Origin of the sequence: Paractinoplanes tereljensis, from assembly GCF_016862435.1 — a bacterium.
Taxonomy (GTDB): domain Bacteria; phylum Actinomycetota; class Actinomycetes; order Mycobacteriales; family Micromonosporaceae; genus Actinoplanes; species Actinoplanes tereljensis.
In genome coordinates this window covers 159,029-182,846 of record NZ_BOMY01000025.1, presented here as the reverse complement: position 1 = coordinate 182,846, position 23,818 = coordinate 159,029, and the positions used below count along the sequence as shown (strand labels likewise).

General features: G+C 71.3%; 24 protein-coding genes and 1 pseudogene. 4 read left to right on the top strand and 21 right to left on the bottom strand.

Translation table 11 applies throughout. The annotated features are described in order from the left end of the window. Position 1: 1 nt before the first annotated feature. Complete coding sequence (gene yczR, locus Ate02nite_RS19825; protein WP_203807608.1) at positions 2-1,459, bottom strand: MocR-like transcription factor YczR; 1,458 nt, start codon at positions 1,457-1,459, stop codon at positions 2-4. A gap of 59 nt (positions 1,460-1,518) precedes the next feature. Between yczR and yczE the strand changes: the two genes are divergently transcribed. Both yczE and Ate02nite_RS19815 read left to right on the top strand, forming a co-directional pair. Then, a complete protein-coding gene (gene yczE / locus Ate02nite_RS19820) occupies positions 1,519-2,157 on the top strand; it encodes a membrane protein YczE (protein ID WP_203807606.1) in 639 nt (212 codons plus the stop codon). 66 nt (positions 2,158-2,223) lie between these two features. Then, positions 2,224-2,652 carry a hypothetical protein gene (locus Ate02nite_RS19815; protein WP_203807604.1) on the top strand — a complete coding sequence of 143 codons (429 nt, stop codon included), beginning with the start codon at positions 2,224-2,226 and terminating at the stop codon, positions 2,650-2,652. 3 nt (positions 2,653-2,655) lie between these two features. Here the strand turns inward: Ate02nite_RS19815 and hisF are convergent, their stop codons facing one another. Next, the gene (hisF, locus tag Ate02nite_RS19810; protein WP_203807602.1) at positions 2,656-3,417 is read right to left on the bottom strand and encodes an imidazole glycerol phosphate synthase subunit HisF; all 762 of its coding nucleotides are present in this window, start codon (positions 3,415-3,417) and stop codon (positions 2,656-2,658) included. After that, positions 3,414-4,295 carry an EamA family transporter gene (locus tag Ate02nite_RS19805; RefSeq protein WP_203807600.1) on the bottom strand — a complete coding sequence of 294 codons (882 nt, stop codon included), beginning with the start codon at positions 4,293-4,295 and terminating at the stop codon, positions 3,414-3,416. Before Ate02nite_RS19805 ends, hisF begins: the two co-directional genes overlap by 4 nt. Before the next feature lie 71 nt (positions 4,296-4,366). Here Ate02nite_RS19805 and Ate02nite_RS19800 point away from each other — a divergent pair, with 71 nt between their 5' ends. Further along, positions 4,367-5,287, top strand: coding sequence for a LysR family transcriptional regulator (locus Ate02nite_RS19800; protein WP_203807598.1), 921 nt, complete (start codon positions 4,367-4,369; stop codon positions 5,285-5,287). Here the strand turns inward: Ate02nite_RS19800 and priA are convergent. Genes priA through hisD form a run of 7 tightly spaced genes read right to left on the bottom strand, consistent with a single transcriptional unit; the run spans position 5,239 to position 10,093 of the window. Further along, the gene (gene priA / locus Ate02nite_RS19795; RefSeq protein ID WP_203807596.1) at positions 5,239-5,958 is read right to left on the bottom strand and encodes a bifunctional 1-(5-phosphoribosyl)-5-((5-phosphoribosylamino)methylideneamino)imidazole-4-carboxamide isomerase/phosphoribosylanthranilate isomerase PriA; all 720 of its coding nucleotides are present in this window, start codon (positions 5,956-5,958) and stop codon (positions 5,239-5,241) included. The two genes, Ate02nite_RS19800 and priA, sit on opposite strands and share 49 nt — an antisense overlap. Next, positions 5,955-6,278, bottom strand: coding sequence for a hypothetical protein (locus Ate02nite_RS19790; RefSeq protein WP_203807594.1), 324 nt, complete (start codon positions 6,276-6,278; stop codon positions 5,955-5,957). The genes priA and Ate02nite_RS19790 overlap by 4 nt, the downstream gene beginning before the upstream one ends. Beyond that, the gene (hisH, locus tag Ate02nite_RS19785; protein ID WP_203807592.1) at positions 6,279-6,899 is read right to left on the bottom strand and encodes an imidazole glycerol phosphate synthase subunit HisH; all 621 of its coding nucleotides are present in this window, start codon (positions 6,897-6,899) and stop codon (positions 6,279-6,281) included. Next, positions 6,896-7,057 (bottom strand): CG2302 family histidine operon protein, encoded by a 162-nt coding sequence (locus Ate02nite_RS19780; RefSeq protein WP_203807590.1) that lies wholly within the window; start codon positions 7,055-7,057, stop codon positions 6,896-6,898. The genes hisH and Ate02nite_RS19780 overlap by 4 nt, the downstream gene beginning before the upstream one ends. Further along, positions 7,057-7,668: an imidazoleglycerol-phosphate dehydratase HisB gene (gene hisB / locus Ate02nite_RS19775; protein ID WP_203807588.1), complete on the bottom strand. Its 612-nt coding sequence runs from the start codon at positions 7,666-7,668 to the stop codon at positions 7,057-7,059. The genes Ate02nite_RS19780 and hisB overlap by 1 nt, the downstream gene beginning before the upstream one ends. Next, entirely contained in the window at positions 7,665-8,741 is a 1,077-nt protein-coding gene (locus tag Ate02nite_RS19770) for a histidinol-phosphate transaminase (protein WP_203807587.1), read from the bottom strand. The genes hisB and Ate02nite_RS19770 overlap by 4 nt, the downstream gene beginning before the upstream one ends. After that, on the bottom strand, positions 8,738-10,093 hold the full coding sequence (gene hisD, locus Ate02nite_RS19765; protein ID WP_203807585.1) for a histidinol dehydrogenase: 1,356 nt from the start codon (positions 10,091-10,093) through the stop codon (positions 8,738-8,740). The genes Ate02nite_RS19770 and hisD overlap by 4 nt, the downstream gene beginning before the upstream one ends. A 97-nt stretch (positions 10,094-10,190) precedes the next feature. Between hisD and Ate02nite_RS19760 the strand changes: the two genes are divergently transcribed. Beyond that, positions 10,191-10,898, top strand: coding sequence for an LON peptidase substrate-binding domain-containing protein (locus tag Ate02nite_RS19760; protein ID WP_203807583.1), 708 nt, complete (start codon positions 10,191-10,193; stop codon positions 10,896-10,898). On the opposite strand, the gene Ate02nite_RS19755 is transcribed toward Ate02nite_RS19760, so the two are convergent. The 11 genes and pseudogenes from Ate02nite_RS19755 to Ate02nite_RS19705 all read right to left on the bottom strand — a co-directional run bounded on the left by Ate02nite_RS19755 (position 10,891) and on the right by Ate02nite_RS19705 (position 23,777). Continuing rightward, positions 10,891-11,625, bottom strand: a complete 735-nt coding sequence (locus Ate02nite_RS19755; protein ID WP_203807581.1) for a hypothetical protein — start codon at positions 11,623-11,625, stop codon at positions 10,891-10,893. The genes Ate02nite_RS19760 and Ate02nite_RS19755 overlap by 8 nt on opposite strands. A gap of 55 nt (positions 11,626-11,680) precedes the next feature. Next, positions 11,681-15,214 carry a DNA polymerase III subunit alpha gene (dnaE, locus tag Ate02nite_RS19750; protein ID WP_203807579.1) on the bottom strand — a complete coding sequence of 1,178 codons (3,534 nt, stop codon included), beginning with the start codon at positions 15,212-15,214 and terminating at the stop codon, positions 11,681-11,683. Positions 15,215-15,291: 77 nt separating this feature from the next. Then, positions 15,292-16,701: a MinD/ParA family ATP-binding protein gene (locus Ate02nite_RS19745; RefSeq protein ID WP_203807577.1), complete on the bottom strand. Its 1,410-nt coding sequence runs from the start codon at positions 16,699-16,701 to the stop codon at positions 15,292-15,294. 227 nt (positions 16,702-16,928) lie between these two features. Beyond that, a complete protein-coding gene (locus Ate02nite_RS19740) occupies positions 16,929-17,873 on the bottom strand; it encodes a hypothetical protein (protein WP_203807575.1) in 945 nt (314 codons plus the stop codon). A 43-nt stretch (positions 17,874-17,916) separates the two neighbouring features. Beyond that, positions 17,917-18,801, bottom strand: a complete 885-nt coding sequence (locus Ate02nite_RS19735) for an RluA family pseudouridine synthase (RefSeq protein ID WP_239147540.1) — start codon at positions 18,799-18,801, stop codon at positions 17,917-17,919. A gap of 38 nt (positions 18,802-18,839) precedes the next feature. Further along, positions 18,840-19,394, bottom strand: a complete 555-nt coding sequence (gene lspA, locus Ate02nite_RS19730) for a signal peptidase II (RefSeq protein ID WP_203807573.1) — start codon at positions 19,392-19,394, stop codon at positions 18,840-18,842. 29 nt (positions 19,395-19,423) lie between these two features. Beyond that, on the bottom strand, positions 19,424-19,846 hold the full coding sequence (locus Ate02nite_RS19725; RefSeq protein WP_203807571.1) for a TraR/DksA family transcriptional regulator: 423 nt from the start codon (positions 19,844-19,846) through the stop codon (positions 19,424-19,426). 251 nt (positions 19,847-20,097) lie between these two features. Then, entirely contained in the window at positions 20,098-21,633 is a 1,536-nt protein-coding gene (locus Ate02nite_RS19720; protein WP_203807569.1) for a potassium/proton antiporter, read from the bottom strand. Further along, positions 21,630-21,953, bottom strand: coding sequence for a DUF167 domain-containing protein (locus Ate02nite_RS19715; RefSeq protein ID WP_203807567.1), 324 nt, complete (start codon positions 21,951-21,953; stop codon positions 21,630-21,632). The genes Ate02nite_RS19720 and Ate02nite_RS19715 overlap by 4 nt, the downstream gene beginning before the upstream one ends. A gap of 787 nt (positions 21,954-22,740) precedes the next feature. Then, positions 22,741-22,926, bottom strand: a pseudogene (locus Ate02nite_RS19710) (hypothetical protein); the annotation flags it as partial. Between the two features lie 35 nt (positions 22,927-22,961). Further along, positions 22,962-23,777: a DivIVA domain-containing protein gene (locus Ate02nite_RS19705; protein ID WP_203807565.1), complete on the bottom strand. Its 816-nt coding sequence runs from the start codon at positions 23,775-23,777 to the stop codon at positions 22,962-22,964. Between the last annotated feature and the right edge of the window lie 41 nt (positions 23,778-23,818).

Sequence of the window (23,818 nt, the reverse complement as noted above, 5' to 3'; positions counted from 1 at the left end):
TTTATGCGATGACGGCCGGGCTTCGCCAGGACGGGCGGATCCCGCGGTCCAGGTCGTAGCGGACCGAGGCGATCCGCTTGACCGCCTCGACGAGGGTGCCCTCGGGCAGGGTGAACGGCAGCCGCAGGAAGCGTTCGAGCGTCCCGTCCAGGCCGAACCGCGGCCCGGGCGCGAGCCGCACGTCGACGTCCTCGGCCGCGCGGGCCAGCGCGCTGGAGATCGGCCCGTCCAGCTCGCACCAGAGCATCACGCCGCCGCCCGGCACCGTGAAGGTCCATTCGGGCAGGTGCTCGCGCAGCGCATCGATCAGCACGTCCCGCCGGGTGCGCAGTTCGGTCCGGCGGGCCGCGACGATCCGCTCGGACTGTTCCAGCAGCCGCACCCCGACCAGCTGTTCCAGCACCGGGCTGGCCATGTCGACGCCGACCCGGATGGCGGCGAGCCGCTGCACGAGCGGCGCCGACGCCCGCACCCACCCGATCCGCAGGCCACCCCAGTACGCCTTGCTCATCCCGCCGATCGACACCACCCGGGAGTGCCGGTCGAAGACCGCGACCGGCGGGGGCATCTCGTCGCCGTCGAGCTGCAGATCCACGAACGACTCGTCGACGATCAGCTCGGTGCCGGCCGCGTGCGCGGTGGCGACCAGGCGCTCGCGCAGGCCGGCGTCCATCAGGTGGCCGGTGGGGTTGTGGAACTCCGGGATCACGTACGCGCAGCGCGGCCGGCCCTGCCGCAGCGCGCCGAGCAGCATCTCGGCGTCCCAGCCGGTGGCCGTGTCGAGGCCGTGGGTGGCGATCCGGGCCCGCCGGGCGGACAGCGCGGCCAGCGCGTTCGGATAGGTCGGCGCCTCGACCAGCACCGGCGACCCGGCCGGCACCGACAGCCGCAGCACCAGGTCGAGGGCCTGCTGGGTGCCGGCGGTGATCAGGATCTGCTCGGCGCTGGTGGCGACGCCGCGGGCGGTGTAACCGGCCGCGACCGCATCGCGCAGCTCGACCAGCCCGGTCGGGTGGTAACCGGCGCTGCCCAGGTAGCGCGGCAGGTCCTCGTTGACCGCGGCCTGGGCCGCGCCGAGCAGTTCGTCGGGGGCCCGGTGCGCGGCCACGCCCAGGTCGATGACGTCCCGGTCGTCGCCGGCCGCCCACAGTCCGGAGGTGGCCACCCGGTGCCCGTTGGGCAGGGTGGTCCAGCTGCCGGCGCCGCGCCGGCTGGTGAGGTGGCCGCTCTCCCGCAACGTGCGGTACGCCGCGCTGACCGTGGTGCGGCTGACCGCGAGGGACTCGGCGAGTTCCCGTTCGGCCGGCAGCCGGACGCCGAGCGGCAGCCGCCCGTCGGAGAGCAGGCCGCGCACGGCGGCGGCCAGAGCGACGTAGTCCGGGCTGCGATGCCGGCCGGGCAGGGAGTGCCACTGACCGAGCAGGCGGGCCAGTTGCGTGCCTCGTACGGTGCTCGTCACAGCCACCTCCCAGAAATTGGCTCTTCAGTCGTGGCCAATTGGCCCCCAGAGTGGCATCTATGAGAGCAACTGGCAACGGAGATCGTCGTCTCACCCGGCGGTTCACCCAACTCTTCGTGGGCCTGGTGCTCTACGGGGTGAGCATGGCCTTCATGGTGAAGTCCGGCCTGGGTCTCAACCCCTGGGACGTGTTCCACCAGGGCCTGTCGAAGGCGACCGGCATCAGCTTCGGCTGGGTGGTGATCCTGCTCGGCGTCCCGATCCTGCTGCTGTGGATCCCGCTGCGGCAGAGGCCCGGCATCGGCACGATCGCCAACCTGTTCGTGGTCGGTTTCGCGGTGGACGCCGCCCTGGCCATGCTTCCGGCCGGGCACGGCATCCCGGCCCGGATCGCCTATCTGGTCGGCGGAATCCTGCTCAACGGTCTGGCGACCGGCCTCTATATCGGCAGCAACTTCGGCCCCGGTCCGCGCGACGGCCTGATGACCGGAATCGTGGGTCGTTTCCCGAAGCTCTCGATCCGTCTGGTCCGCACCGCGATCGAGCTGTCCGTCCTCGGTGTCGGATTTCTGCTGGGCGGCACGGTCGGCGTCGGCACGGTGGCATATGCCCTGGCCATCGGCCCACTCGTGCACCTCTTCCTGCCCCTGTGCACCGTCGCGCCCACCCGCAAGCCGGATCTGGCCTCTGTGGACTGACACACCTCGGTGATCATCCGGACACATTTTCTTCCGGGCGGGCTCATCGCACGGCATCATTGCGACATGGGGGCTGGCGGCTGGCAGTGGAACGACGCTTGGATCTTCGTGTCCGCGGTCATCGCCGAGCGCCTGGAGCGGGACCGGGCCCTGCACGCGGCCCTGCCGGTGACCGGCGCGAGCCTGGCCGACCTGCTGGCCGCCGCCGATTTCCTGCACCACGCCGTGCCGAGCCGCGAGGAGTTGCAGGAGTCGCTGCGACGCCTGGCCGGCGCCGGCCTGATCGTGGTCGAGGACGACATCATCGAGGTGGCCCCCAGCGGCGAGCAGCTGTGGCGCACCCGCCCGTTCAGCGGCCTGTCCTCGGCAGTGATGACTTTGCAGGCCCAGCTAAACCGATCCACCCGCCCCGGCGAGTCCGACTGGGTGCTGGACGACCAGACCTACAACACCGCCGTCCGCGAATATTCTCTCCGGCTGGCCGACGGCCGCTAGGCCCTACCGCACCGGGTTGCCGGCGGCCCGCAGGGTGTCCTTGACCTGGCCGATGCTGAGGTCTCCGAAGTGGAAGACGCTCGCGGCCAGCACCGCGTCGGCTCCCGCGGTCACGGCCGGCGGGAAGTGCTCCACCGCACCCGCACCGCCGCTGGCGATCACCGGGATGTCGACCACCGCCCGCACCGCCGCGATCAGGTCGAGGTCGAAGCCGGCCTTGGTGCCGTCGGCGTCCATCGAGTTGAGCAGGATCTCCCCCGCGCCCAGCTCGGCAACCGTCCGGGCCCACTCGATCGCGTCGAGGCCCGCGCTGCGCCGCCCGCCGTGCGTGGTGACCTCCCACCCGCTGGGCTGCTCGGCCGACCGCCGCACGTCCAGCGACAGCACCAGCACCTGGTTGCCGAACCGCTCGGCGATCTCGGAGATCAGCGCCGGCCGGTTGATCGCCGCGGTGTTGACCCCCACCTTGTCCGCCCCGGCCCGCAGCAGCACGTCGACGTTGGCCACCGAGCGGACCCCGCCGCCCACGGTGAGCGGGATGAACACGCTCTCCGCGGTGCGCCGCACCACGTCGAGCATGGTGCCCCGGTCGTCGGAGGAGGCGGTCACGTCCAGGAAGGTGAGCTCGTCGGCCCCGGCCGCGTCATAGGCGGCGGCCAGCTCGACCGGGTCGCCGGCGTCCCGCAGGTCAACGAAGTTGACCCCCTTGACCACCCGCCCGGCATCCACGTCGAGACAAGGGATAACCCGCACCGCCACCGTCATGCGTCCACCCTAACCAGCGCACTTCGCCGCGCAGGTGTCCGGGCCAGGCCGAGCAGGATGCCGCCGATCACCAGGGCGCCGCCGAGCAGGTCGGTGGGGTGGATCTGCTCGCCGAGGAACAGGGCGGCGGAGGTCATGCCGAACAGGGGGACGAGCATCGAGAACGGCGCGACCGTGCTGGCGCCGTACCGCTTGAGCAGGAAACCCCAACCCGCGAATCCCGCAAGGGTCGAGATCAGCGCGACGTAGGCCAGGGCCAGGACGGCTTCGCCGTCGATCGCGCGCAGCGCGGTGAGGTCGGCGGCCGGGCCGTCGATGAGCAGGGAGAGTACGAGCAGCGGGCCGCACGCGACGGCGCTGGCCCAGACCATGAAGCGCAGGGTGTCCGGCGGCGACGCCTTGCGGGTGGCGATGTTCGACAGGCCCCACGCCGCGGCCGCCCCGATGACCAGCAGGAACGCACCGAGATCGGCGCCCGTCCGGCTGCCCACCACGACCACGCCGGCCAGCGCGACGGCCAGGCCGCCGACCTGCACCGGGCGCGGGCGTTCGCGCAGCAGCAGCACCGCGAACAGCACGGTGAACACGGCCTGGCTCTGCAGGACCAGCGAGCTGAGCCCGGCCGGCATCCCGGCCGCCATGCCCGCGAACAGCAGCGAGAACTTGGTGACCCCGAGGATCAGGCCGACCGCGACGATCCAGCGCCACGGCACCTGCGGGCGGCCGACGAAGAACAGCGCCGGGAACGCGGCGAGGGTGAACCGCAGGGCGTTGAACAGCAGCGGCGGGAAGTGGTCGAGGCCCTTTTCGATGGCGACGAAGTTGACGCCCCAGATCGCCATGATCGCCACGGCCAGGGCGATGTGCTTCGGTTTCATCTGTTTAAAATGCGCCCGCTAAAGATTAAGCACCATCGAATAGTGCTTCACCCACGTTGTAGGTTGGCTACATGATTGACCTCGGCCGCCTGCGCGCCCTGCACGCCGTGGCCAGCTACAAGACGGTCCTGGCGGCCGGCCAGGCGCTGCACTGCACCCCGTCGGCGGTCTCCCAGCAGCTCGCCAAGCTGGAGCGGGAGACCGGCACCACACTCGTCGAGAAGGACGGGCGCGGCCTGCGCCTCACCGAGGCCGGCCAACTGCTGGCCCGGCACGCCGAGCGGGTCCTGGCGACCGTCGACGAGGCCGAGGCCGCGCTGGCCGCGCACCGCGACACGGTGACCGGCCGGCTCACCGTGGTCGCGTTCGCCACCGCCTGCCGGGCGCTGCTGCCGTGGGCGCTGCACCGGCTCGCCTCCGAGCATCCGCAGCTGTCCACCGGGCTGCTCGAGGCCAACCCGCACGAGGGGCTCGACGCGCTGCACCGCGGGCACGTCGACCTGGCGGTGCTGGACGACTGGCCGGAGGCGCCGCTGCGCTACCCGGCCGGCATCGCGCACGTCGAGCTGGGCTGGGACCTGGTCGACCTGGTGGTGCCGAGCGGCCACCGGCTCAGCGGCACGACGACGCTGGCGAAATGCCGGGACGAGCGGTGGATCGCGGCGCCGGTCGGCGACATCTGCCACGAGTGGCTGATGCGGGTGATGCCGGGCCTGCAGCCCGACTTCCACGTCGGCGAGTTCGAGACCCAGATGACGCTGATCGCCGCCGGCCTGGGCATCGCGGTGATCCCCCGGCTGGCCCGGACCGCTCTTCCCGACGGCGCCCGGATCGTGAAGCTCAACCCCGAGCCCCGCCGCCGGGTCGTGGTGGCCTGGCGGGAGGCCGCCGCGGCCCGCCCGGCCATCAAGGCGGCCGAGCAGGCACTGCGGGCGTCCTGGACTCAGGCCAGCGCGGCCAGGGCCTCGCGTACGGTGAACGCGCCGGCGTAAAGCGCCTTGCCGGCGATCACGCCCTCCACCCCGACGGATTCGAGGGTGGCCAGGGCGCGCAGGTCGTCCAGGGTGGACACGCCGCCGCTGGCGATGACCGGCTTGTCGGTGGCCGCGCACACCTCGCGGAGCAGATCGAGGTTCGGGCCGCGCATGGTGCCGTCCTTGGTGATGTCGGTGACGACGTACCGGGCCGCGCCCGCCTTGTCGAGCCGGGCCAGCACCTCGTACAGGTCACCGCCGTCGCGGGTCCAGCCGCGCGCCGACAGGGTGCGGCCACGCACGTCGAGGCCGATCGCGACCCGGTCGCCGTACTCGGCGCAGATCCGGTCGCACCACTCCGGGTCCTCCAAGGCGGCGGTGCCGATGTTGACCCGGGCCGCGCCGGTGGCGAGCGCCGCGGTAAGCGACGCGTCGTCGCGGATGCCGCCGGACAGCTCGACCTTCACGTCGAGCCGCCGCACCACGTCCGCGAGCAGCGAAGCGTTGGAACCGCGCCCGAACGCCGCGTCCAGGTCGACCAGGTGCACCCACTCGGCCCCGTCGTTCTGCCAGGCCAGGGCCGCCTCGAGCGGGTCGCCGTAGGCGGTCTCGGAACCGGCGGCGCCCTGCACGAGGCGGACGGCCTGGCCGTCGGCAACGTCGACGGCCGGCAGCAGCTGGAGGGTCATGCTCTCTCCCTGTTCAGAATCAGTACCACCAGGGCCGGCATGGCCATGACGATCACGATGGTCAGCACGATGCGCAGCGGGACGTCCGGCACGAAGAGCCAGACCGCGGCGACGGCGATCAGCGGCACCAGCACGATGCCGAGCCGCTGGCCCCGGCTGCGCCGGTAGATCCGGCCGGGCCGGCCCATCCGCTGTGGAGTGAGCTTGCGGACCAGCTGCCGGCGGCGCTGCCGCCGGGACACCTTGCGGGCCCGGGCGGCTTTCTCCTTTTCGAGTACGGCGAGCCGCTCGGCCCGCCGTTTTGCCCGTTCCTTCGACACCTACAGTCCTGCGACCCAGTTGCGCAGCAGCGCATAGCCGGCGTCGGCCGACTTCTCCGGGTGGAACTGGGTGGCGGTGAGGCTGCCGAGTTCGACGGCGGCCGCGAACGGCCGGTCGTGGCTCGCGGTGGTCACTTTGCCGCCGGCTTGCCGAAGACCTTCAAGATCCGAGGCGGCGTACGAGTGGACGAAGTAGAACCGCACCTCCGCGGGTAGCCCCTTCAGAACCAGCGACTCGTCGGGAATGTCCACCGTGTTCCAGCCCATGTGCGGGATGCGCGCCGCGTCGAGCTTGCTGACCACGCCGGGCAGCAGGCCCAGCCCTTTGGTCTCGACGCCGTGCTCGACGCCCGAGTCGAAGAGGATCTGCATGCCGACGCAGACGCCGAGGACCGGTTTCCCGGCCGCCACCCGCTCGGCGATCACCGGCCCGGCCCCGAGCTCCTCGATGCCGGCCATGCACGCCGCGTAGGCGCCCACCCCCGGCACGAACAGCCCGTCCGCCGCGGCCGCCGCCTGCAGGTCACTGGTGACCGTGACGTCGACCCCGGTGCGGGCCACGGCGCGCTCGGCCGACCGCAGGTTGCCGGAGCCGTAATCGAGGATCACCACCGAGGTCACGAGTCGCCTCCGGGGAGCATCCAGGCCACGCCGCCCGCGACGGCCAGCGCCGCGAGCACGCCGACCAGCCCCACGCTGAACTTGGTGGCACCCGACCTGACCAGCTGGATCACGCCGCCGACCAGGAAGCCCGCGACGATGAAGCAGACCACCGCCATCAGAGCACGCCCTTGGTGGACGGCAGCGCGCCGGCGTTGCGCGGGTCGATCTCGACGGCCTCGCGCAGCGCCCGGGAGAACGCCTTGAACTGCGCCTCCACCACGTGGTGGGCGTCCGGCTTGCCGCCGTCGCGGGCCGCCCGCAGCACGCTGACGTGCAGGGTCACCTTGGCCGCGAACCCGAACGACTCGAAGATGTGCCGGGTCATGCTGGTCGGGTAGACCGGTCCGATGTAGGGCGCCAGCTCCGGTTCGTCGTGCACCACGTACGGCCGGCCGGACAAATCGATCGCGGCCCGGCAGAGCACCTCGTCCATCGGGATGGTCGCCGACCCGTACCGCCGGATGCCGGCCTTGTCGCCCAGCGCCCGGGAGAAGGCCTCGCCGAGGGCGATGGCCGTGTCCTCCATCGTGTGGTGCGCGTCGATCTCCAGGTCACCCTCGGTGCGCACGGTCAGGTCGAAGCCGCCGTGCTTGGCGATCTGGTTGAGCATGTGGTCGTAGAAGCCGACCCCGGTGTTCAGGTCGCCCTTGCCGGTGCCGTCGAGGTCGATCTCGACCAGCACCTTGGTCTCTTTGGTGACGCGCTCGATCCGCGCGGTCCGGCTCATCCGAGGGCCTCCAAGAACGCATCAGTTTCCGCCGGGGTCCCGGCCGTGACCCGCAGCCAGCCCGGCAGGCCGACATCGCGGATCAGCACTCCTCGATCGAGCAGTCGCTGCCAGGTGACTTTCTGGTTGCCGCTCGCCTCGCCTGGTGACACAGCAAAAAGCACGAAGTTGGCGTCGCTGTCGGCGACGCGGTACCCGCGCTCACGCAGCGTGTCCACGATGCGGTCACGCTGTTCCTTGATCGCCTCGACGGTCGCGAGCAGGGCGTCACGTTGCGCCACCGCCGCGCGCGCGGCCGCCTGGGTCAGGGCGCTCAAGTGGTAGGGCAGGCGGACCAGCTGGACGGCTTCCACCACGGCCGGGTGCGCGGCGAAGTAGCCGAGCCGGCCGCCGGCGAACCCGAACGCCTTGCTCATGGTGCGGCTGACGATCAGCCGCGGGTGCTCGGGCAGCAGGGTCAGCGCGCTCGGCGTGCCGGCCCGGGCGAACTCGGCGTACGCCTCGTCGACGATCACCACGCCGCGGGCCCGGTCGAGCACCGCGGCGATCACCTCGGGGTCGAGGGCGGTGCCGGTCGGGTTGTTCGGCGAGCAGAGGAAGACCAGGTCGGGGTCGTGTTCCTCGATCTGTGCGACGGCGGCCACCGGGTCGAGCCCGAAGTCGGGATCGCGCAGCGCGCCGATCCAATCGGTGCCGGTGCCCAGCGCCAGCAGCGGGTGCATCGAGTAGGACGGGCCGAACCCGAGCGCCTTGCGCCCCGGCCCGCCGAACGCCTGCAGCAACTGCTGCTGCACCTCGTTGGACCCGTTGGCGGCCCACACGTTGGCCGGCGACAGCCCGTGCCCGAGGTAGTCGGCGAGCACCGTGCGCAGCGCCATCGCGTCGCGGTCGGGGTAGCGGTTGAGGTCGCGCAGTTCGCCCTGCACGGCCTTGCCGATCGCCTCCACCACGTCGTCGGGCAGCGGGTAGGAGTTCTCGTTGGTGTTCAGCCGCACCGCGACGTCGAGCTGCGGCGCGCCGTACGGCGTCTGCCCGCGCAGGTCGTCCCGGATCGGCAGATCGTCGATCCTCATCCGTCGAACCTCACGTCCGCCACCCCACCCGACCGCCCTTGATCAGACTGAAAACGAACCTGGACGGCCTCCCCGTGCGCCGGCAGGTCCTCGGCGTTGGCCAGGGTCACCACGTGCCTCGCAACGTCTTGCAGAGCGGCCTCGGTGTACTCCACCACGTGGATCCCGCGCAGGAACGACTGCACCGAGAGCCCCGAGGAGTGCCGGGCACAGCCGGCGGTCGGCAGGACGTGGTTGGAGCCGGCCGCATAGTCGCCGAGCGAGACCGGCGACCAGGCACCGACGAAGATCGCGCCGGCATTGCGGACCCGCATGGCCCACTGCCGCGCGTCGCGCGTCTGAATCTCCAGGTGCTCCGCCGCGTACGCGTCGACGACCGCCAGGCCCTGCTCCAGGTCGTCGACCAGGACGACGCCGGACTGCGCGCCGGTCAGCGAGGTGAGCACCCGCTGCGAGTGCTTGGTGGCCGCGACCATCCGGGTGAGCTCGGTCTCGACCGCCGCGACCAGCTGCTCCGAGTCGGTGACCAGCACACTGGCGGCGAGCGGGTCGTGCTCGGCCTGGCTGATCAGGTCGGCGGCGACGTGCCGCGGATCGGCGGTCTCGTCGGCCAGGATCGCGATCTCGGTCGGCCCGGCCTCGGCGTCGATGCCCACCGTGCCCTGCAGCAGCCGCTTGGCCGCGGTGACCCAGATGTTTCCCGGCCCGGTGATCACGTCGACCGGCTCGCAGCGGTCGCCCTCGTCGGCGCCGTCCGAGCCGTAGCCGAGCATCGCGATGGCCTGGGCCCCGCCGACCGCGTAGACCTCGTCGACCCCGAGCAGCGCACAGGCGGCCAGCACCCGGGCGTCCGGCAGGCCGCCGTTCTCCTTCTGCGGCGGCGACGCCACCACCAGCGCGTCGACCCCCGCTTCCTGGGCCGGCACCACGTTCATCACCACGGTCGACGGGTAGACGGCCAGGCCGCCGGGGACGTAGAGGCCGACCCGCTGCACCGGAAGCCAGCGCTCGGTGACCGTGCCGCCGTCGACCACCTGGGTGGTGACGTCGGCCCGGCGCTGATCGCGGTGCACCTTGCGGGTGCGGGTGATCACTTCGAGCAGCGCCTCGCGGATCTCCGGCTCGAGGGCCTCGCCGGCCGCCGCGATGGCCTCCACCGGAACCCGCAGCCGGGTCAGCTCGACGCCGTCGAACCGGGCGGTGGCCTCCTGGATGGCCGCGAATCCGCGCTGATGGACCGCCTCGACCACCGGACGGATGCGCTCGACGGCCTCGGAGACGTCGAGCTGAGCCCGGGGCAGGATGCCTCGGGGATCCCGGCGGGAGCCACGCAGGTCAGTCAGTTTCAGCACGCGTCAATTCTAGGCGCCCAGCGCGTGGGACGGTTTCCGGCCCTCGGTCGGCCCGGGGACGGGTTGACCATGGTGAAGGTGCCGATAGGCTGAGGTCGTGAGCGAGCGGCTACCAGTATTCCCCCTGGGTACGGTGCTGTTTCCCGGCCTTGTGCTCCCCCTTCACATCTTCGAGGAGCGTTACCGTTCGCTGGTCCGCGAGTTGGTGGCCAGCACCGAGGACGGCCCGCACGAGTTCGGGGTGGTGACCCTCCGCCGCGGGGTGGAGGCGCCCTCCCCCGAGTCCGAGGACGACCCGGCCCCCGAACCACCACCGATCAAGGCCGACGACCTCTACCCGGTGGGGTGCACGGCCGAGCTGCGTCAGGTCACCGAGCTGCCCGACGGCCGGTTCGACATCATGACCGTGGGCCGGCGCCGGTTCACCATCCTCGACGTCCGGCAGGGCCCCGAGCCCTACCTGACGGCCGGCATCGAGTGGCTCCCCGAGGAGTCCGCCGACGAGACCGCCGCCCAGCTGGCCCCGCGGGCCCTCGCCGCCTTCCGCACCTATCTCGATCTGCTGCGCCCCGACTCCGAGGCGCTCGACGCGGTGCCCGGCGACCCGACCGTGCTGTCCCATCTGATCGCCGCCACCGCCCAGCTGACCATCGACGAGCGGCAGCTGCTGCTGGCCGCGCCCGACACCGCCAGCCGGCTGCGCGCCGAGCTGAAACTGCTCAACCGGGAGGCCGGCCTGCTGGCCCGGGTGCGGGCGGTGCCGGTGCCGCTGTCCGACCTGGCCCGCCCGGCCAGCCCTAACTGACCGACGGGCGCCCCGGCTCGGCCTCTTCGAGGTCGGGCCAGGCGTCCTCCTGGGCGGCCGCGTTGGGCCCGTAACCGGGCTTCGCGCCCGGCTGGTCGAGGTCGGGGTCGTTGGACCAGCCGGCCAGCAGGGTCAGCACGATCGCCGCCGCGAACGCCGGCACCAGCAGCGGCCCGGTCGAGTGCACCTCGGGCGGGGCCAGGTAGGCGGCACCCTTGGCCGCGGTCTCGCTCCAGCGCCGGTAGTCGTCGCGACCGATCATCTCGCCGATCCACGGGCCGACCAGGTAACCGGCGCCGAGCGTGCCGACCACCACGCCGAGCAGCAGGAACGGGCCACGGTCGCGGCGCAGCAGCAGCCAGGCGACGATCGCCACGAGCAGGCCGAAGCCCAGGCCGAGCAACGTGTACCAACCGTCGGCGGCGATGTACTCCTCGGGGGAGGAGTCGTTGATGACGATGTCGGTGCCGGTCTGCACGACCGGGACGGCCGGCGCCAGCCAAGCCCACAGCAGGCCGAACGGGGCGCCGAGCACGAACACCACGACCGCGGCGAGGGTCGCGACCAGCGCGGTGCGCCGCCACGGCCGGCGCGGGGTGCGGCTCAGCGTCCACCAGGGCTCCGGACCGGTCGCCTCGGGGCTCTCGCCCTCGGGGCCGAACGGGTGGGCCAGGCCGTAACCGACCGGTTCATCGGGCGGCTGCGCCGGCTCCTGACTCGGATTCACCCTACGATCCTGCCAGGTTCGCCGGGCAACTGTCGCGATCGGCCCCGGGCACGGCTCAGGCGACCGCGGACGGACCGAGAATCATCTTCAGGTCGGCGCGCAGCGCGGGCGTCGGCGCCACCCGCACCGCACCCAGCCGCAGGACCGTGGTGCGGCTGCCGTTCTGCAGATGGACGTGCACCTCGGAGTCGCCCGGGTGGCTGATCAGGATCTCCTTCAGCTCCGACACCAGCGGCGGGGTGCACCGGGTGATCGGCATGGTCAGGGTGACCGGCTTGCTGTCCGGGTTGTGGGTGACGTCGGGCAGCGACATGTCCATCGCCATGATGCGCGGGGTGTCGTCGCGACGGTCGACCCGGCCCTTGACCACCACGATCGCGTCCTCGGCGATGTACTGCCCGATCACCTCGTAGGTGTTCGGGAAGAACAGCGCCTCGACCCCACCGGCCAGATCTTCCAGGGTGGCCGACGCCCACGCCCGGCCCTGCTTGGTGATGCGCCGCTGCACGCCGGTGAGGATGCCGGCCAGGGTGACGATCTGCCCGTCGGGGACCGAGCCCTCCTCGTTGAGGGCGGCGATGGTGGTGTCGGCCGCGTTGGCCAGCAGCCCTTCGAGGCCGGCGAGCGGGTGGTCGGAGACGTAGAGTCCGAGCATCTCGCGCTCGAAGGCCAGCTTGTCGCGCTTGTCCCACTCGCTGTCGGTGATGGTCGGCATCGCGACCGTGGCGGCACTGCCGCCGTCGGTGTCCCCGAACGCGCCGAACAGGTCGAACTGGCCGGCCGCCTCGTTGCGCTTGACGTCCGCGTACGCGTCGATCGCCTCGGCGTGCACGGCGAGCAGGCCCTTGCGGCTGTGCCCCATCGAGTCGAAGGCGCCGGCCTTGATCAGCGATTCAATCGTCTTCTTGTTGCAGGCGACCGCGTCCACCTTCGACAGGAAGTCGTAGAAGTCCTGGTATTTACCCTTTTCCTGGCGACACCGGGCGACCGCCTCGACCACGTTGTGCCCGACGTTGCGGACCGCGGCGAGACCGAACCGGATGTCCTTGCCGACCGGGGTGAACGGGCCGGCCGACTCGTTGACGTCGGGCGGCAGGACCTGGATGCCCATGCGCCGGCACTCGGCCAGGTACATCGCCATCTTGTCCTTGTCGTCGCCGACGCTGGTGAGCAGACCACCCATGTATTCCGCCGGGTAGTGCGCCTTGAGGTAGGCCGTCCAGTAGGAGACCAGGCCGTACGCCGCCGAGTGCGCCTTGTTGAACGCGTAGCCGGCGAACGGGACCAGGACGTCCCACACCGCCTGGATGGCCTCCTTGGAGTAGCCCCGCTCCATGCAGCCCTGCTGGAACGGACCGAACTCCTTGTCGAGGATCTCCTTCTTCTTCTTACCCATCGCCCGGCGGAGCAGGTCGGCCTGGCCGAGGCTGTAGCCGGCCAGGATCTGCGCGGCCCGCTGCACCTGCTCCTGATAGACGATCAGGCCGTAGGTCGGCTCCAGGATCTCCCGCAGCGGTGCCTCGAGCTCCGGGTGGATCGGCGTGATGTCCTGCAGCTTGTTCTTACGCAGCGCGTAGTTGGTGTGCGAGTCGACGCCCATCGGGCCCGGCCGGTAGAGCGCCAGGACCGCGGAGATGTCCTCGAAGTTGTCGGGCTTCATCAGCCGCAGCAGCGACCGCATCGGCCCGCCGTCGAGCTGGAACACGCCCAGCGTGTCACCGCGGGCCAGCAGGTCGTAGGCCGCCTGGTCGTCCAGCGGCAGCGCCAGCAGGTCGAGGTCGAGGCTGTGGTTGAGTTTGATGTTCTTGACGGCGTCGTCGAGGATCGTCAGGTTTCGCAGACCCAGGAAGTCCATCTTGAGCAGGCCGAGCGTCTCGCAGGTCGGGTAGTCGAACTGCGTGATGATCACGCCGTCGGCGGCCCGGCGCATCAGCGGGATGTGGTCGATGATCGGCTCGGCCGACATGATCACGCCGGCCGCGTGCACACCGGTCTGCCGGATCAGGCCCTCGATCCCGCGCGCGGTGTCGATCACCTTTTTGACGTCGGGGTTCTGCTCGTACAGGCTGCGGACCTCGCCGGCCTCGCTGTACCGCTTGTCGTCCTTGTTGAAGATGCCACCGAGGGTGATGCCCTTGCCCATCACGTCGGGCGGCATGGCCTTGGTGATCTGGTCGCCGACCGAGTAGGGGTAACCCAGCACCCGGGCCGAGTCCTTGATCGCGGCCTTCGCCTTGATCGTGCCGAACGTGGCGATCTGCGCGACCTTGTCCTCGCCCCAGCGGTCGGTCACGTACTTGATGACCTCGCCGCGCCGGCGCTCGTCGAAGTCGATGTCGACATCGGGCATCGAGATGCGCTCGGGGTTGAGGAACCGCTCGAAGATCAGGCCGTGCGGCAGCGGGTCGAGGTCGGTGATGCCCATCGCGTACGCCACCAGGGAGCCGGCCGCGGAACCACGACCCGGGCCGACCGCGATGCCGTTGTTCTTGGACCACTGGATGAAGTCGGCGACCACCAGGAAGTAGGACGGGAAGCCCATCTGGATGATGATGCCGAGCTCGTATTCCGCCTGCTTGACGTGCGTGTCGGGGATGCCGTCCGGGAACCGGCGGTGCAGGCCCTCGTAGGCGACGTGCCGGAAGTATTCCTCTTCGGTGTAGCCGTCCGGGATCGGGAACCGGGGCATCAGGTTCTTGAAGGTGAACATGCCCTCGATGTCGACTCGCTCGGCCACCAGCAGCGTCGTGCGGCAGCCTTCCTGCCACGCCTCGGAGGAGTCGACCGCGCGCATCTGGTCGGCCGACTTGACGAAGTAGCCGTTGCCGTCGAAGCGGAACCGGTTGGGGTCGGCCACGTTGCTGCCGGTCTGCACGCACAGCAGCACGTCGTGCGCCTCGGACTGCGCCTCGTGGACGTAGTGCGAGTCGTTGGTCACCAGCGGCTTGATGCCGAGTTTCTGACCGATCTCGAGCAGCCCGTCGCGGACCCGCTTCTCGATCGAGAGACCGTGGTCCATGATCTCGAGGAAGTAGTTGTCCTTGCCGAGGGCTTCCTGGTATTTCGCGGCGGACTTCAGCGCCTCGTCGAACTGGCCGAGCCGCAGCCGGGTCTGCACGGTGCCGGACGGGCAGCCGGTGGTGCCCATGATGCCCTCGGCGTGCTCGGCGATGATGTCGAAGTCCATCCGCGGGTATTTACCGAGCTGGCCCTCCATCGACGCCCGCGAGTTGAGCCGGAAGAGGTTCTTCAGGCCGACCGCGTTGCGGGCCCACATGGTCATGTGGGTGTACGCACCGTTGCCGGAGATGTCGTCGCTCTTCTGCTCGGGGCGGCCCCACTTGATGCGGCTCTTGGTGAGCCGCGACTCGGGGGCGACGTAGGCCTCGACGCCGATCACCGGGGTGATGCCGGCCGCCTTGGCCTGGTTGTAGAAGTCGTAGGCGCCGTGCATGTTGCCGTGGTCGGTGATCGCCGCGGCCGGCATGCCCAGCCGTTTGGCCTCGGCGAGCAGCTCCTTGACCCGGGCAGCTCCGTCGAGCATCGAATACTCGGTGTGCACGTGTAGATGCACGAACGAGTCAGACACCCGGGGCCCCCTTAAGTTATGACGACCCGAGCGACTCTAGTCCGACCCCCCGACAAGATTCGAGGGGCGCGCGGTGCCTATTCGGCGAAGGGCTCGATCATCAGCGAGGCGGCCTTGAGCCACGCCTGCTTGGTCTCCGGCTGGAGATCCTGGTACTCGATCGAGGAGCCCACCTCGAGCGACGGGTCGTAGGGCACGACCGCGACCGCGCGGGTGCGGGTGGCGAAGTGCTTGGCGAAATCGGCAAGCATCGGCAGCGGCCCGGGCGACGGACAGGAGATCAACGTCACGGCGTTGGCCACCAGATCGCCCATGCCGCTCTCGTCGAGCACGTCGAGCATCCAGTCGGCGGTGAACGCCGCATCTTCGCGGGGCACCGTGGTGATCACCAGCTGGTCGGCCTGGCGCATCACGGTCTGCCAGTTGACGCTCTCCACGTTGTTGCCGGTGTCGACGCAGATCACGTCGTGGGTGCGGCGCAAAAGGTCCATCACCCGGCGCACGGTGCCCTGGTCGAGCCGCTGGGCGAAGCGCGGGTTCTCCTCGCCGGCCAGCACGTCGTAGGAGCCGTCGGAGGCGTGCCGCAGGTAGGCGTCGAGCTCGCTGAGCAGGCCGTCCCCGTGCAGGTTCTCGATCTGCATCAGGTCGGCGAGCAGGTGCTTGATGGTGCGGGCGTGCCGGGCGCTGCCGGCCCGCAGGCCGAGCGTGCCGCGCAGCTCGTTGTCGTCCCAGGCGAGCACGCCGCGACCGCGGACACTGCCGATGGTGGCCGCGGCCAGCACGGTGGCGGTGGTCTTGTGCACGCCGCCCTTGGGGTTGGCGAAGGCCAGCACGCGCGGCTTGCCGAGCTTGCGGCGCAGCACCGCGACGGCGCGGTCCATCTCGCCGGCCGGCTCGGTCTGCCGCCACTCGATGCGGGCACCGGCCGGTGAGGTCGGGGCCGGCGCGGGAACGGGAGCCGGGGCCGGTGGCCGCACCGGCGCCGCGGCGGACGCCCGGATCTGCGGATAGTCACGCTGCGGCGGGGCCGGCGGCGCCACCGGGGCGGACCGGGCCGGAGCCGGGCTGAAGTAGCTGTGCGGTTGCTCGGGAGCGCCCCGGCGGCCGTTCCCGTTGGGTTCGGCCGGTGGCGCCGGAGCCGGAACCGGCGGGGCCGGCGGCGGCTGACGGACCTGATGGCGCGGGTCGAGCGGGTTGATCGGCCGCTGCGGCATCGGCCGGGGATCGAACTGCTGCTCGGGCGCCCGCTGCTCGTAGGCCCGGTCGTGCGGCTGCGGCGGCTGCTGGGCGCGCGGGTCGAGCGGGTTGTAGGGCCGGCGGGTCGGCAGCGGCTGGCCGAACTGCTGCGGCGGCGCCTGCGGTGCGTCCTGCTCCGGTTCGGTTTCCTCGGCGGCGGCGCGTGCGCCGTGCCGGGCACGATCGAGCAGCGCCCGCCAACGCGGGGCTGGTTCCGCAGGCCGGCCCCAGCCGGTCTCGGTCCCATCCACGGCTCGTCCTCCCTGCACGTTACTTCCGGTTTACTTCCGGTGATTCCACGGCTCGTGCTACGCCCATGACAGGCTACGGAGCGAACCCTGTTCGGGCCACTGCCCGAGCGACCAACCCTGATTGTTCTCCTTGATCGAACAACGGCTCAATGGTCGTGCTCGACTGGCCAACCGTACGTTTCGCGGACGAGAAATCTAACGGCCGGATGGCGCTGGAGATGTGTTCGTCAAGGACTCGGCACGCCCTGAGCAGCGCTCACGTCTGTTGCTGAGGGCACGGCAGTGCGCTCCTCCGGTGCCGTGGCTGACGAATCAGGCGAGGGATCGGAGACTGCCGGTGAGTTGGATGTCACAGGCGCTCCGGACGAAGAGATTATCGGCGCGGGCGTGCGCGAGGCAATGGCAGAACCGCCGTTTGGCACAGGAATCGGAGATCCGCTCGGTTCCGCCGGGATCGTGCCCTCCTGTTCCGGCTGCGGCGGCCGGAACTCGGCCCGCTCGAGCTCCCGGACCTCGGGCGCCGGATCGACGCTGCGCACCCCGGTCCGGGCCGCGACCGCCTGCAACGCGGCCGGAGCAGCGCGGACCACGGCCGCGAAGACACAGGCACACCCCGACCGGTACGCGTCGGCCTCGTTCCGGGCCGTCCGCGCCGCCGACTCGTACGCCGCCCGGGCCCGCCGGTTCGCGTCGTCGCCGCCCAGCCGACGGCCCAGTTGCTCGTATTCGGCCTGCTCCTGATCGCGTTGCAGGGCCGCGTCGAGCATCCCGGCCAGCACGTCGGAGGAGAGCCGGAAGACCGGGATCCGGACCACCTGGGTGTGCGCCCCGGCGATCGGCACCCGGGCGTAGACCTGCGCCACCGCCGCCCCCTCGAACAGCGGGCCCAGCGCACCCGGCGGGACGTAGTCGGTCAGGCTCACCAGCGCCCAGGTGTCGCCGGACGCGGGCGCCGAGGGATCGGAGAGCGCGGCCAGCTCGGTCGCGCTGGAGTGCAGGTAGCCACCGACGGTCTGGCCCTGCACGACACCGACCCGCACGACGTCGCCCGGATCGCCGCCGGGCGGCACAGCTTCCCGGCGGGTGGCCCAGATGATGCCGAGCACCAGAACGGCGGCCGCGACCACGGCCAGTCCGCTCAGCACTCGCATCACTGCCCCGCGGTCCACCATCGGCTCCCGCACTCCTCCGGCGGGCACCACACTGCTCCCCGAATCAGCTCGCATCCTGAAGGACGTCCAACGCGTACTTCAGGTCGTCAGGGTATTCGCTGACGAACCGAACCTCATCGTGCGTTCGGGGGTGGATGAACCCCAATTCTCGGGCGTGCAACCACTGGCGGTTCAGCTTGAGCCGGGCCGCCAGGGTGGGGTCGGCACCGTAGGTGAGGTCGCCGACGCACGGGTGCCGCATGGCCGAGAAGTGCACCCGGATCTGGTGGGTGCGGCCGGTCTCCAGCTTCACGTCGATCAGGCTGGCCGAGCGGAACGCCTCGAGCGTGTCGTAGTGGGTGACGCTGGGCTTACCGCCGTTCATCACCGCGAACTTGTAGTCGGCGGTGGGGTGCCGGTCGATCGGGGCGTCGATGGTGCCGCGCAGCGGGTCGAGGTGGCCCTGCACCACGGCGTGGTAACGCTTGTCCACCTCGCGCTCCTTGAAGGCCCGCTTGAGGACGCTGTAGGCGATCTCGCTCTTGGCCACCACCATCAGCCCGGTGGTGCCGACGTCGAGCCGGTGCACGATGCCCTGGCGCTCGGCGGCGCCGCTGGTCGCGACGTTCTGCCCCATCGCGGCCAGGCCGCCGATGACGGTCGGGCCGGTCCAGCCCGGACTCGGGTGGGCGGCCACCCCGACCGGCTTGTCCACCACCACGATGTCGTCGTCGCTGTAGACGATGGTCAGGCCGGTCACCGGTTCGGCGACCACCACCGGCGCCACGATCGGCGCGGGCAGGGTGACCTCGAGCCAGGAGCCGGCCGCGACCTTGTCGGACTTCGGCCGGGGATAGCCGTCGACAAGCGCGTCACCCGACTCGACCAGGGTGGCGGCGGCGGTGCGGGACAGCCCGAAGAGCCGGGAGACGGCCTGATCGAGCCGCATGCCGTCCAACCCGTCGGGCACCGGCAGGGAGCGCTGGGTCACGCTGATTCAACTTTCTTGCGAACGACCTTGCGGCCGTCGCGCTGACGTCCGGTCAATTCCAGAAGTACGGCGAGGCAGACGCCCACGGTGAGGCAGCTGTCGGCGATGTTGAAGACCGCGAACTTCTCGGCGTACGGCGCGAAGAGGCTGATCATGTCGACCACGTGCCCGTGGAACGGGCCGGGCGCGCGGAACAGCCGGTCGCCGAGGTTGCCGAAGGCACCCCCGAGCACCAGTCCGAGCGAGACCGCCCAGGGCACCGACCGCAGCCGGGTGGCCATGTAGACGATCCAGCCGATCACCACCAGGGTGATCACCGGGAAGACCCAGGTGTGGTTCTGGCCCAGGCTGAAGGCGGCGCCGCTGTTGCGCAGCAGCGACAGGTAGATCAGCCCGCCCAGGATGCGTACCGGCTCGCCCTCGGTCAGGTGTTCCGTGGACAGCCACTTGACCCACTGGTCGAGCGCCACGGCGAGCACCGCGGTAGCGCCCAGCACGGCGACGGCCCGGCCGCTGAAGCGGGGTGTCGAACCCGGCTCCGGCTCGCCCACGACCGTTGCGCCCGCTGCCTCGTCGGCGTTCAGCGTCGTTCCTCCAACTGCTTACAGGACACACAGAGAGTCGCGGAGGGGAACGCCGCCAGTCGCTCGACCGGGATCGCGTTGCCGCACCGCTCGCACCAACCGTAGTTGCCCTCGCCGACCCGGTCGATGGCGCGCTCCACCTGATTGATCCGCTCGAGCAGATTGTTCGCGAGAGTGATCTCCTGCTCACGCTCGAGCGTCTTGCTGCCGGTGTCGGCCTGGTCGTCCCCGGCCGAGTCGGCCAGCCGATCCCGCTGGAGCTCGGTGAGCTCGGTGATCGACTGGTCGTACTCCGTCTGCAGCTCGTCCAGACGCTCGGTCAGCGCGACCCGGATCGTCTCCGTCTCGGCCGCGCTGCGGGTCCGCTGCGTAGCGGCCTTGGCGGTCGAGGCGGTCCTGGTTTCGGTTGCCTTGGCCATCGTCGCTCCCTCAGCCACACCCCCCGGCGCGGCGATCAGCGGTCCTCGAGACCCGGCCGGCGCCGGGCTCCGGAGGCGGGCACGTCGTTAGATCTTGCCCCACCTGCACAAATGGCGCGGCTGAACGGTCAGCCGCGCACTCCGGAGGTTCGCAAGGATACGGAACGTATCTGATAGCGACAACACGGCCCACCGATCTTGACCCGACAAAGGTCATATATCTCCCGGTCGGATACCTGACCGTTCCCGATTCAGGACTGCTGTTCCCGGCCGTCCTCGCCGAACCAGCGGGCCAGCCGGCCGCGCCGGCTCACCGCCCGCAGGCGCCGCTCGGCCACGTCGCGGACCGCCGCGGTGGCCACGATCAGCAGGGCGTCCCCGGTCCGCAGCCGGGTGTCCGGGCCCGGCACGAAGCCGGCACCGTCGCGCACCACCAAGGTCACCGAGGCGCCGGCCGGAAGGCGCAGCTCGTCGATGTAGACCCCGGACAGCCGCGACCCCGGGGCCACGTCCAGCTGCAGCAGGTCGGCCTGCATGTTCTCCAGCGGCGCGGTCTCCACATGGATCTCGGCGGGCTCGTCCGGCGCGGTCACCTTGAGCAGTTTCGCGGCCCGGCCGAGCGTGCCCGCCTGCAGCAGGGTGAAGATGATGACCAGCACGAACACCGCGTCGAACAGGCCGTCCGCGCCCGGCGAGCCGGCCGAGAGCGGGATCGTGGCCAGCACGATCGGGACCGCGCCGCGCAGCCCGGCCCAGGACAGGAACGCGGTGCCGCGCCAGCCGACCCGGTTGCCGGGCCGGCGCGGGCCGCGCACCGGCCGGGCCAGCACCGCCGACACGATCACCGACAGCGGGCGGGCCAGCAGCACCAGGGCCAGGCCGACGACCAGCGCCGGAACCAGGGCGTCGGCCAGCCGGTCGGGCGAGGCGAGCAGGCCGAGCAGCACGAACAGGCCGATCTGGGCGAGCCAGGCGAGGCCGTCGGCGAAACCCAGCACGGCCCGCCGGTGCGGCAGCCGGCCGTTGCCGAGGACCACCCCGGCCACATAGACGGCGAGGAAGCCGGAGGCGTGCGCGACGGTGCCGGCCGCATAGGCGAGAACGGTGAGCCCGACCGCGGCGATCGGATAGAGACCGGCCGACGGCAGGGCCGCGCGGCGCAGCGTCCACCGGCCGGCCACGCCCACCGCCAGCCCGATCGCGGTGCCCGCCGCCAGCTCGTACGCGACCAGCAGCACCTCGTACCACCAGGGGTGGTGGCCCACCGTCGTAGCGCTCAGCAGGACGACCAGCAGGACCACCGGGGCGTCGTTGAGGCCGGACTCGGCCTCCAGGGTGGTGACCAGCCGGCGCGGCAGCCGCAGGCGCCGCAGGGTGGCGAAGACCGCCGCGGCGTCGGTCGAGGAGAGCACCGCACCGTAAAGCAGCGCCAACCGCCAATTCAGACCAAGGCCGAAATGTGCGACAACGCCGACTACCAGGATGCTCACCCCGACGCCGACGGTGGCCAGCGAGACCGACAGACCGAGCACCGGCCGCAGCGTGCTCCACCGGGCGGTCAGCCCGCCCTCCGCGATGATCACGATGAGCGCGCAGAAGCCGAGCGTCCGGGTCAGCTCGGCGTCGTCGAAGCGGATGCCGAAGCCGGCCTCCCCGATGATCATGCCGATCGCCAGGTAGACGAGAAGACTGGGCAGGCCGAGCCGGGTGGAGACCCGCACCGCGAACACCGCGACCAGCAGAACCGCGGCCCCGACGAGCAGCGCGATATCGAGGTGGCCGGTCACGCCGACCCGGCGCCGTCACGTACCGCGACCAGGCGCGCGAGCGTCTCGTCGCTCTCCGTGGTCACCGTGAAGACCTTGTCGCGACTGGTCGCGCCGAGTCGCAGCGTCACCGCCGCCGGGCGCACCCCGAGCGCGTCGGCGAGCGCCCGCCGGACCGCCTCGGTCGCCTTGCCGTCGACCGCCGGCGCCCCCACCGCGACGATCAGCGCGGGCCCGTGCGGCCCCTCGTATCGCCCGCCGACCCGGTCCCGGCCGGCCCCCGGACGAACCCGGACGGCCACGGACAGGGCGGCGGTTTCAGCGGGACGGCGGTTGACCATGCCCAACATTGTGCAGGCAGGGTCGCCTGGGGCCTCAGTTGCGGGCGGCGGCGGCGACCAGGCGGTCGACCGGGCGGCACAGGCCGCAGGGGCTGAAGCCCAGCTCGACGGCCTCGTTGACCGGGATCGGCTCGCTCAGCCGGCCGACCAGGTGCTGGCAGTCGGGCACGTGGTAGCGCGGGCGCCCGTCGACGACAAGCACCTCGGCGTCCATCCGGGCCACCCGGACCGCGTCGCCCGGGCTGACCACCTGCGGCAGCGGCTCGTCGGCCGGATCGTCGTCGTCGGCCTCGCCGAGGTCGTCGTCGGCCAGGTCGGCGTCGATCGGTTCGGCGTGCGCGTCGGGGCGGCGCCAGGCGTCCACGCCGGGGGTCTCGCTGCGTGCGGCGTTGATCGCCTCGGCCGCCCGCTCGTAGTCGGGTTCCGGCTCGGCGGCGTGCTCGCGGTCCAGGTCGAAGTCGTCCATCAGGTCGAGGTCGTCATGCGCACCCGGGGCACCGGCGGTCATGCCGGCGACGGTGTCCCGGCGCCCGGCCTCGAAGGCTTCGGCCTGCTCGTCGCGGAAGTCTGTCTCGCGGAAGTCCGGCTCGCGGAAGTCCGGCTCGCGGAAATCGGCCTGGTCGCGGAAGTCGTCACGCAACGGGCCGGTGTCGAACTGGACGGTCTCGCGACGGTCCTGGCTGTCGGCGGCGAACTCGGGCTCGGCGGCAAATGCCGGTTCGGCCGCAAATGCCGGTTCGGCTGCGAAGGCCGGGGGCGGGTCGGCAAAATCGTCGGTGCGGCCGGTCGCCGGTTCCGCCTCGGCCGCGGCGCGGCGGGCGCTCGCGTTCTGGCGCGCGCCGATGACCAGGGCGACCGCGGCCAACAGACTGGCGACGATCGAGCTGATCAGGAGGTTGCTCGAACCGCCGGTGAGGCCCAGCACGAGCAGCGTCACCGCGACGAGGATGAGCAGCAAACTAGCAACGATCATGGCTCATCCTCGTCGGGGTTACCGGGGGTGGAGGGTCAGCGCCCGGACTCGATGGCACCGGTGCGGGAACCGCCGTACGAACCGGCGAGGCCGGCCGCGGCGAGTCCGCCGGAACCACCGACCGCGCGGGCCGAGTCGGCTCGCGACATCTCGGCTTCGAGGCCCTGGCCACGACCGTCGAGGTCGCGCAGCTGGCTCTCGAGGTAGGCCTTCAGTCGCGTGCGGTACTCCCGCTCGAACTGCTTGAGCTCCTCGATGTGCTTCTGCAGTGCCGACCGCTTGGCGTCCAGGCCGCCCATGGCTTCCTGGTGGCGCTGGCGAGCGTCCCGCTCGAGAGCGTCGGCCTTGGCGCGGGCCTCGCGGGTGACCTCTTCGGCCTTGGAACGGGCGTCGGAGAGAAGCTTGTCGGCTTCGCGACGGGCGTCCGACACGTGGTCGTCGGCCGTGCGCTGGGCCATCATCAGCACGCGCAGGGCCTGCTGCTCACCGTCACCGGTGGCACCAGCCGGCGCACCGACCGGGCCCTGGGCCCGGACCTGCTCCAGCTCGGCCTGCATCTGCCGGGCGGCCTGTTCGGCCTGCGCCTTGTCCCGCTGGACGCGGTCCAACTGCGCTTTGACGTCGTTGAGCTCGGCGGCAAGACGGGGGTCGGCACCCGAGACGGCTGGCGCGCCACCCCGGCCGCCGCGCTCCACCTGGGCGCGCAGCTCGTTGTTCTCTTCGATAAGACGAGCGAGTTCGCGCTCGACCTCGTCTAGGAAGGCGTCGACCTCCTCCTCGTCGTACCCCCGCTTGCCGATCGGGGGCTTCTTGAAGGCGACGTTGTGCACGTCGGCCGGGGTCAGCGGCATCGAAACTCCTCGGGTCAGTCGCGGCCGCGGTGGGGGCTGCT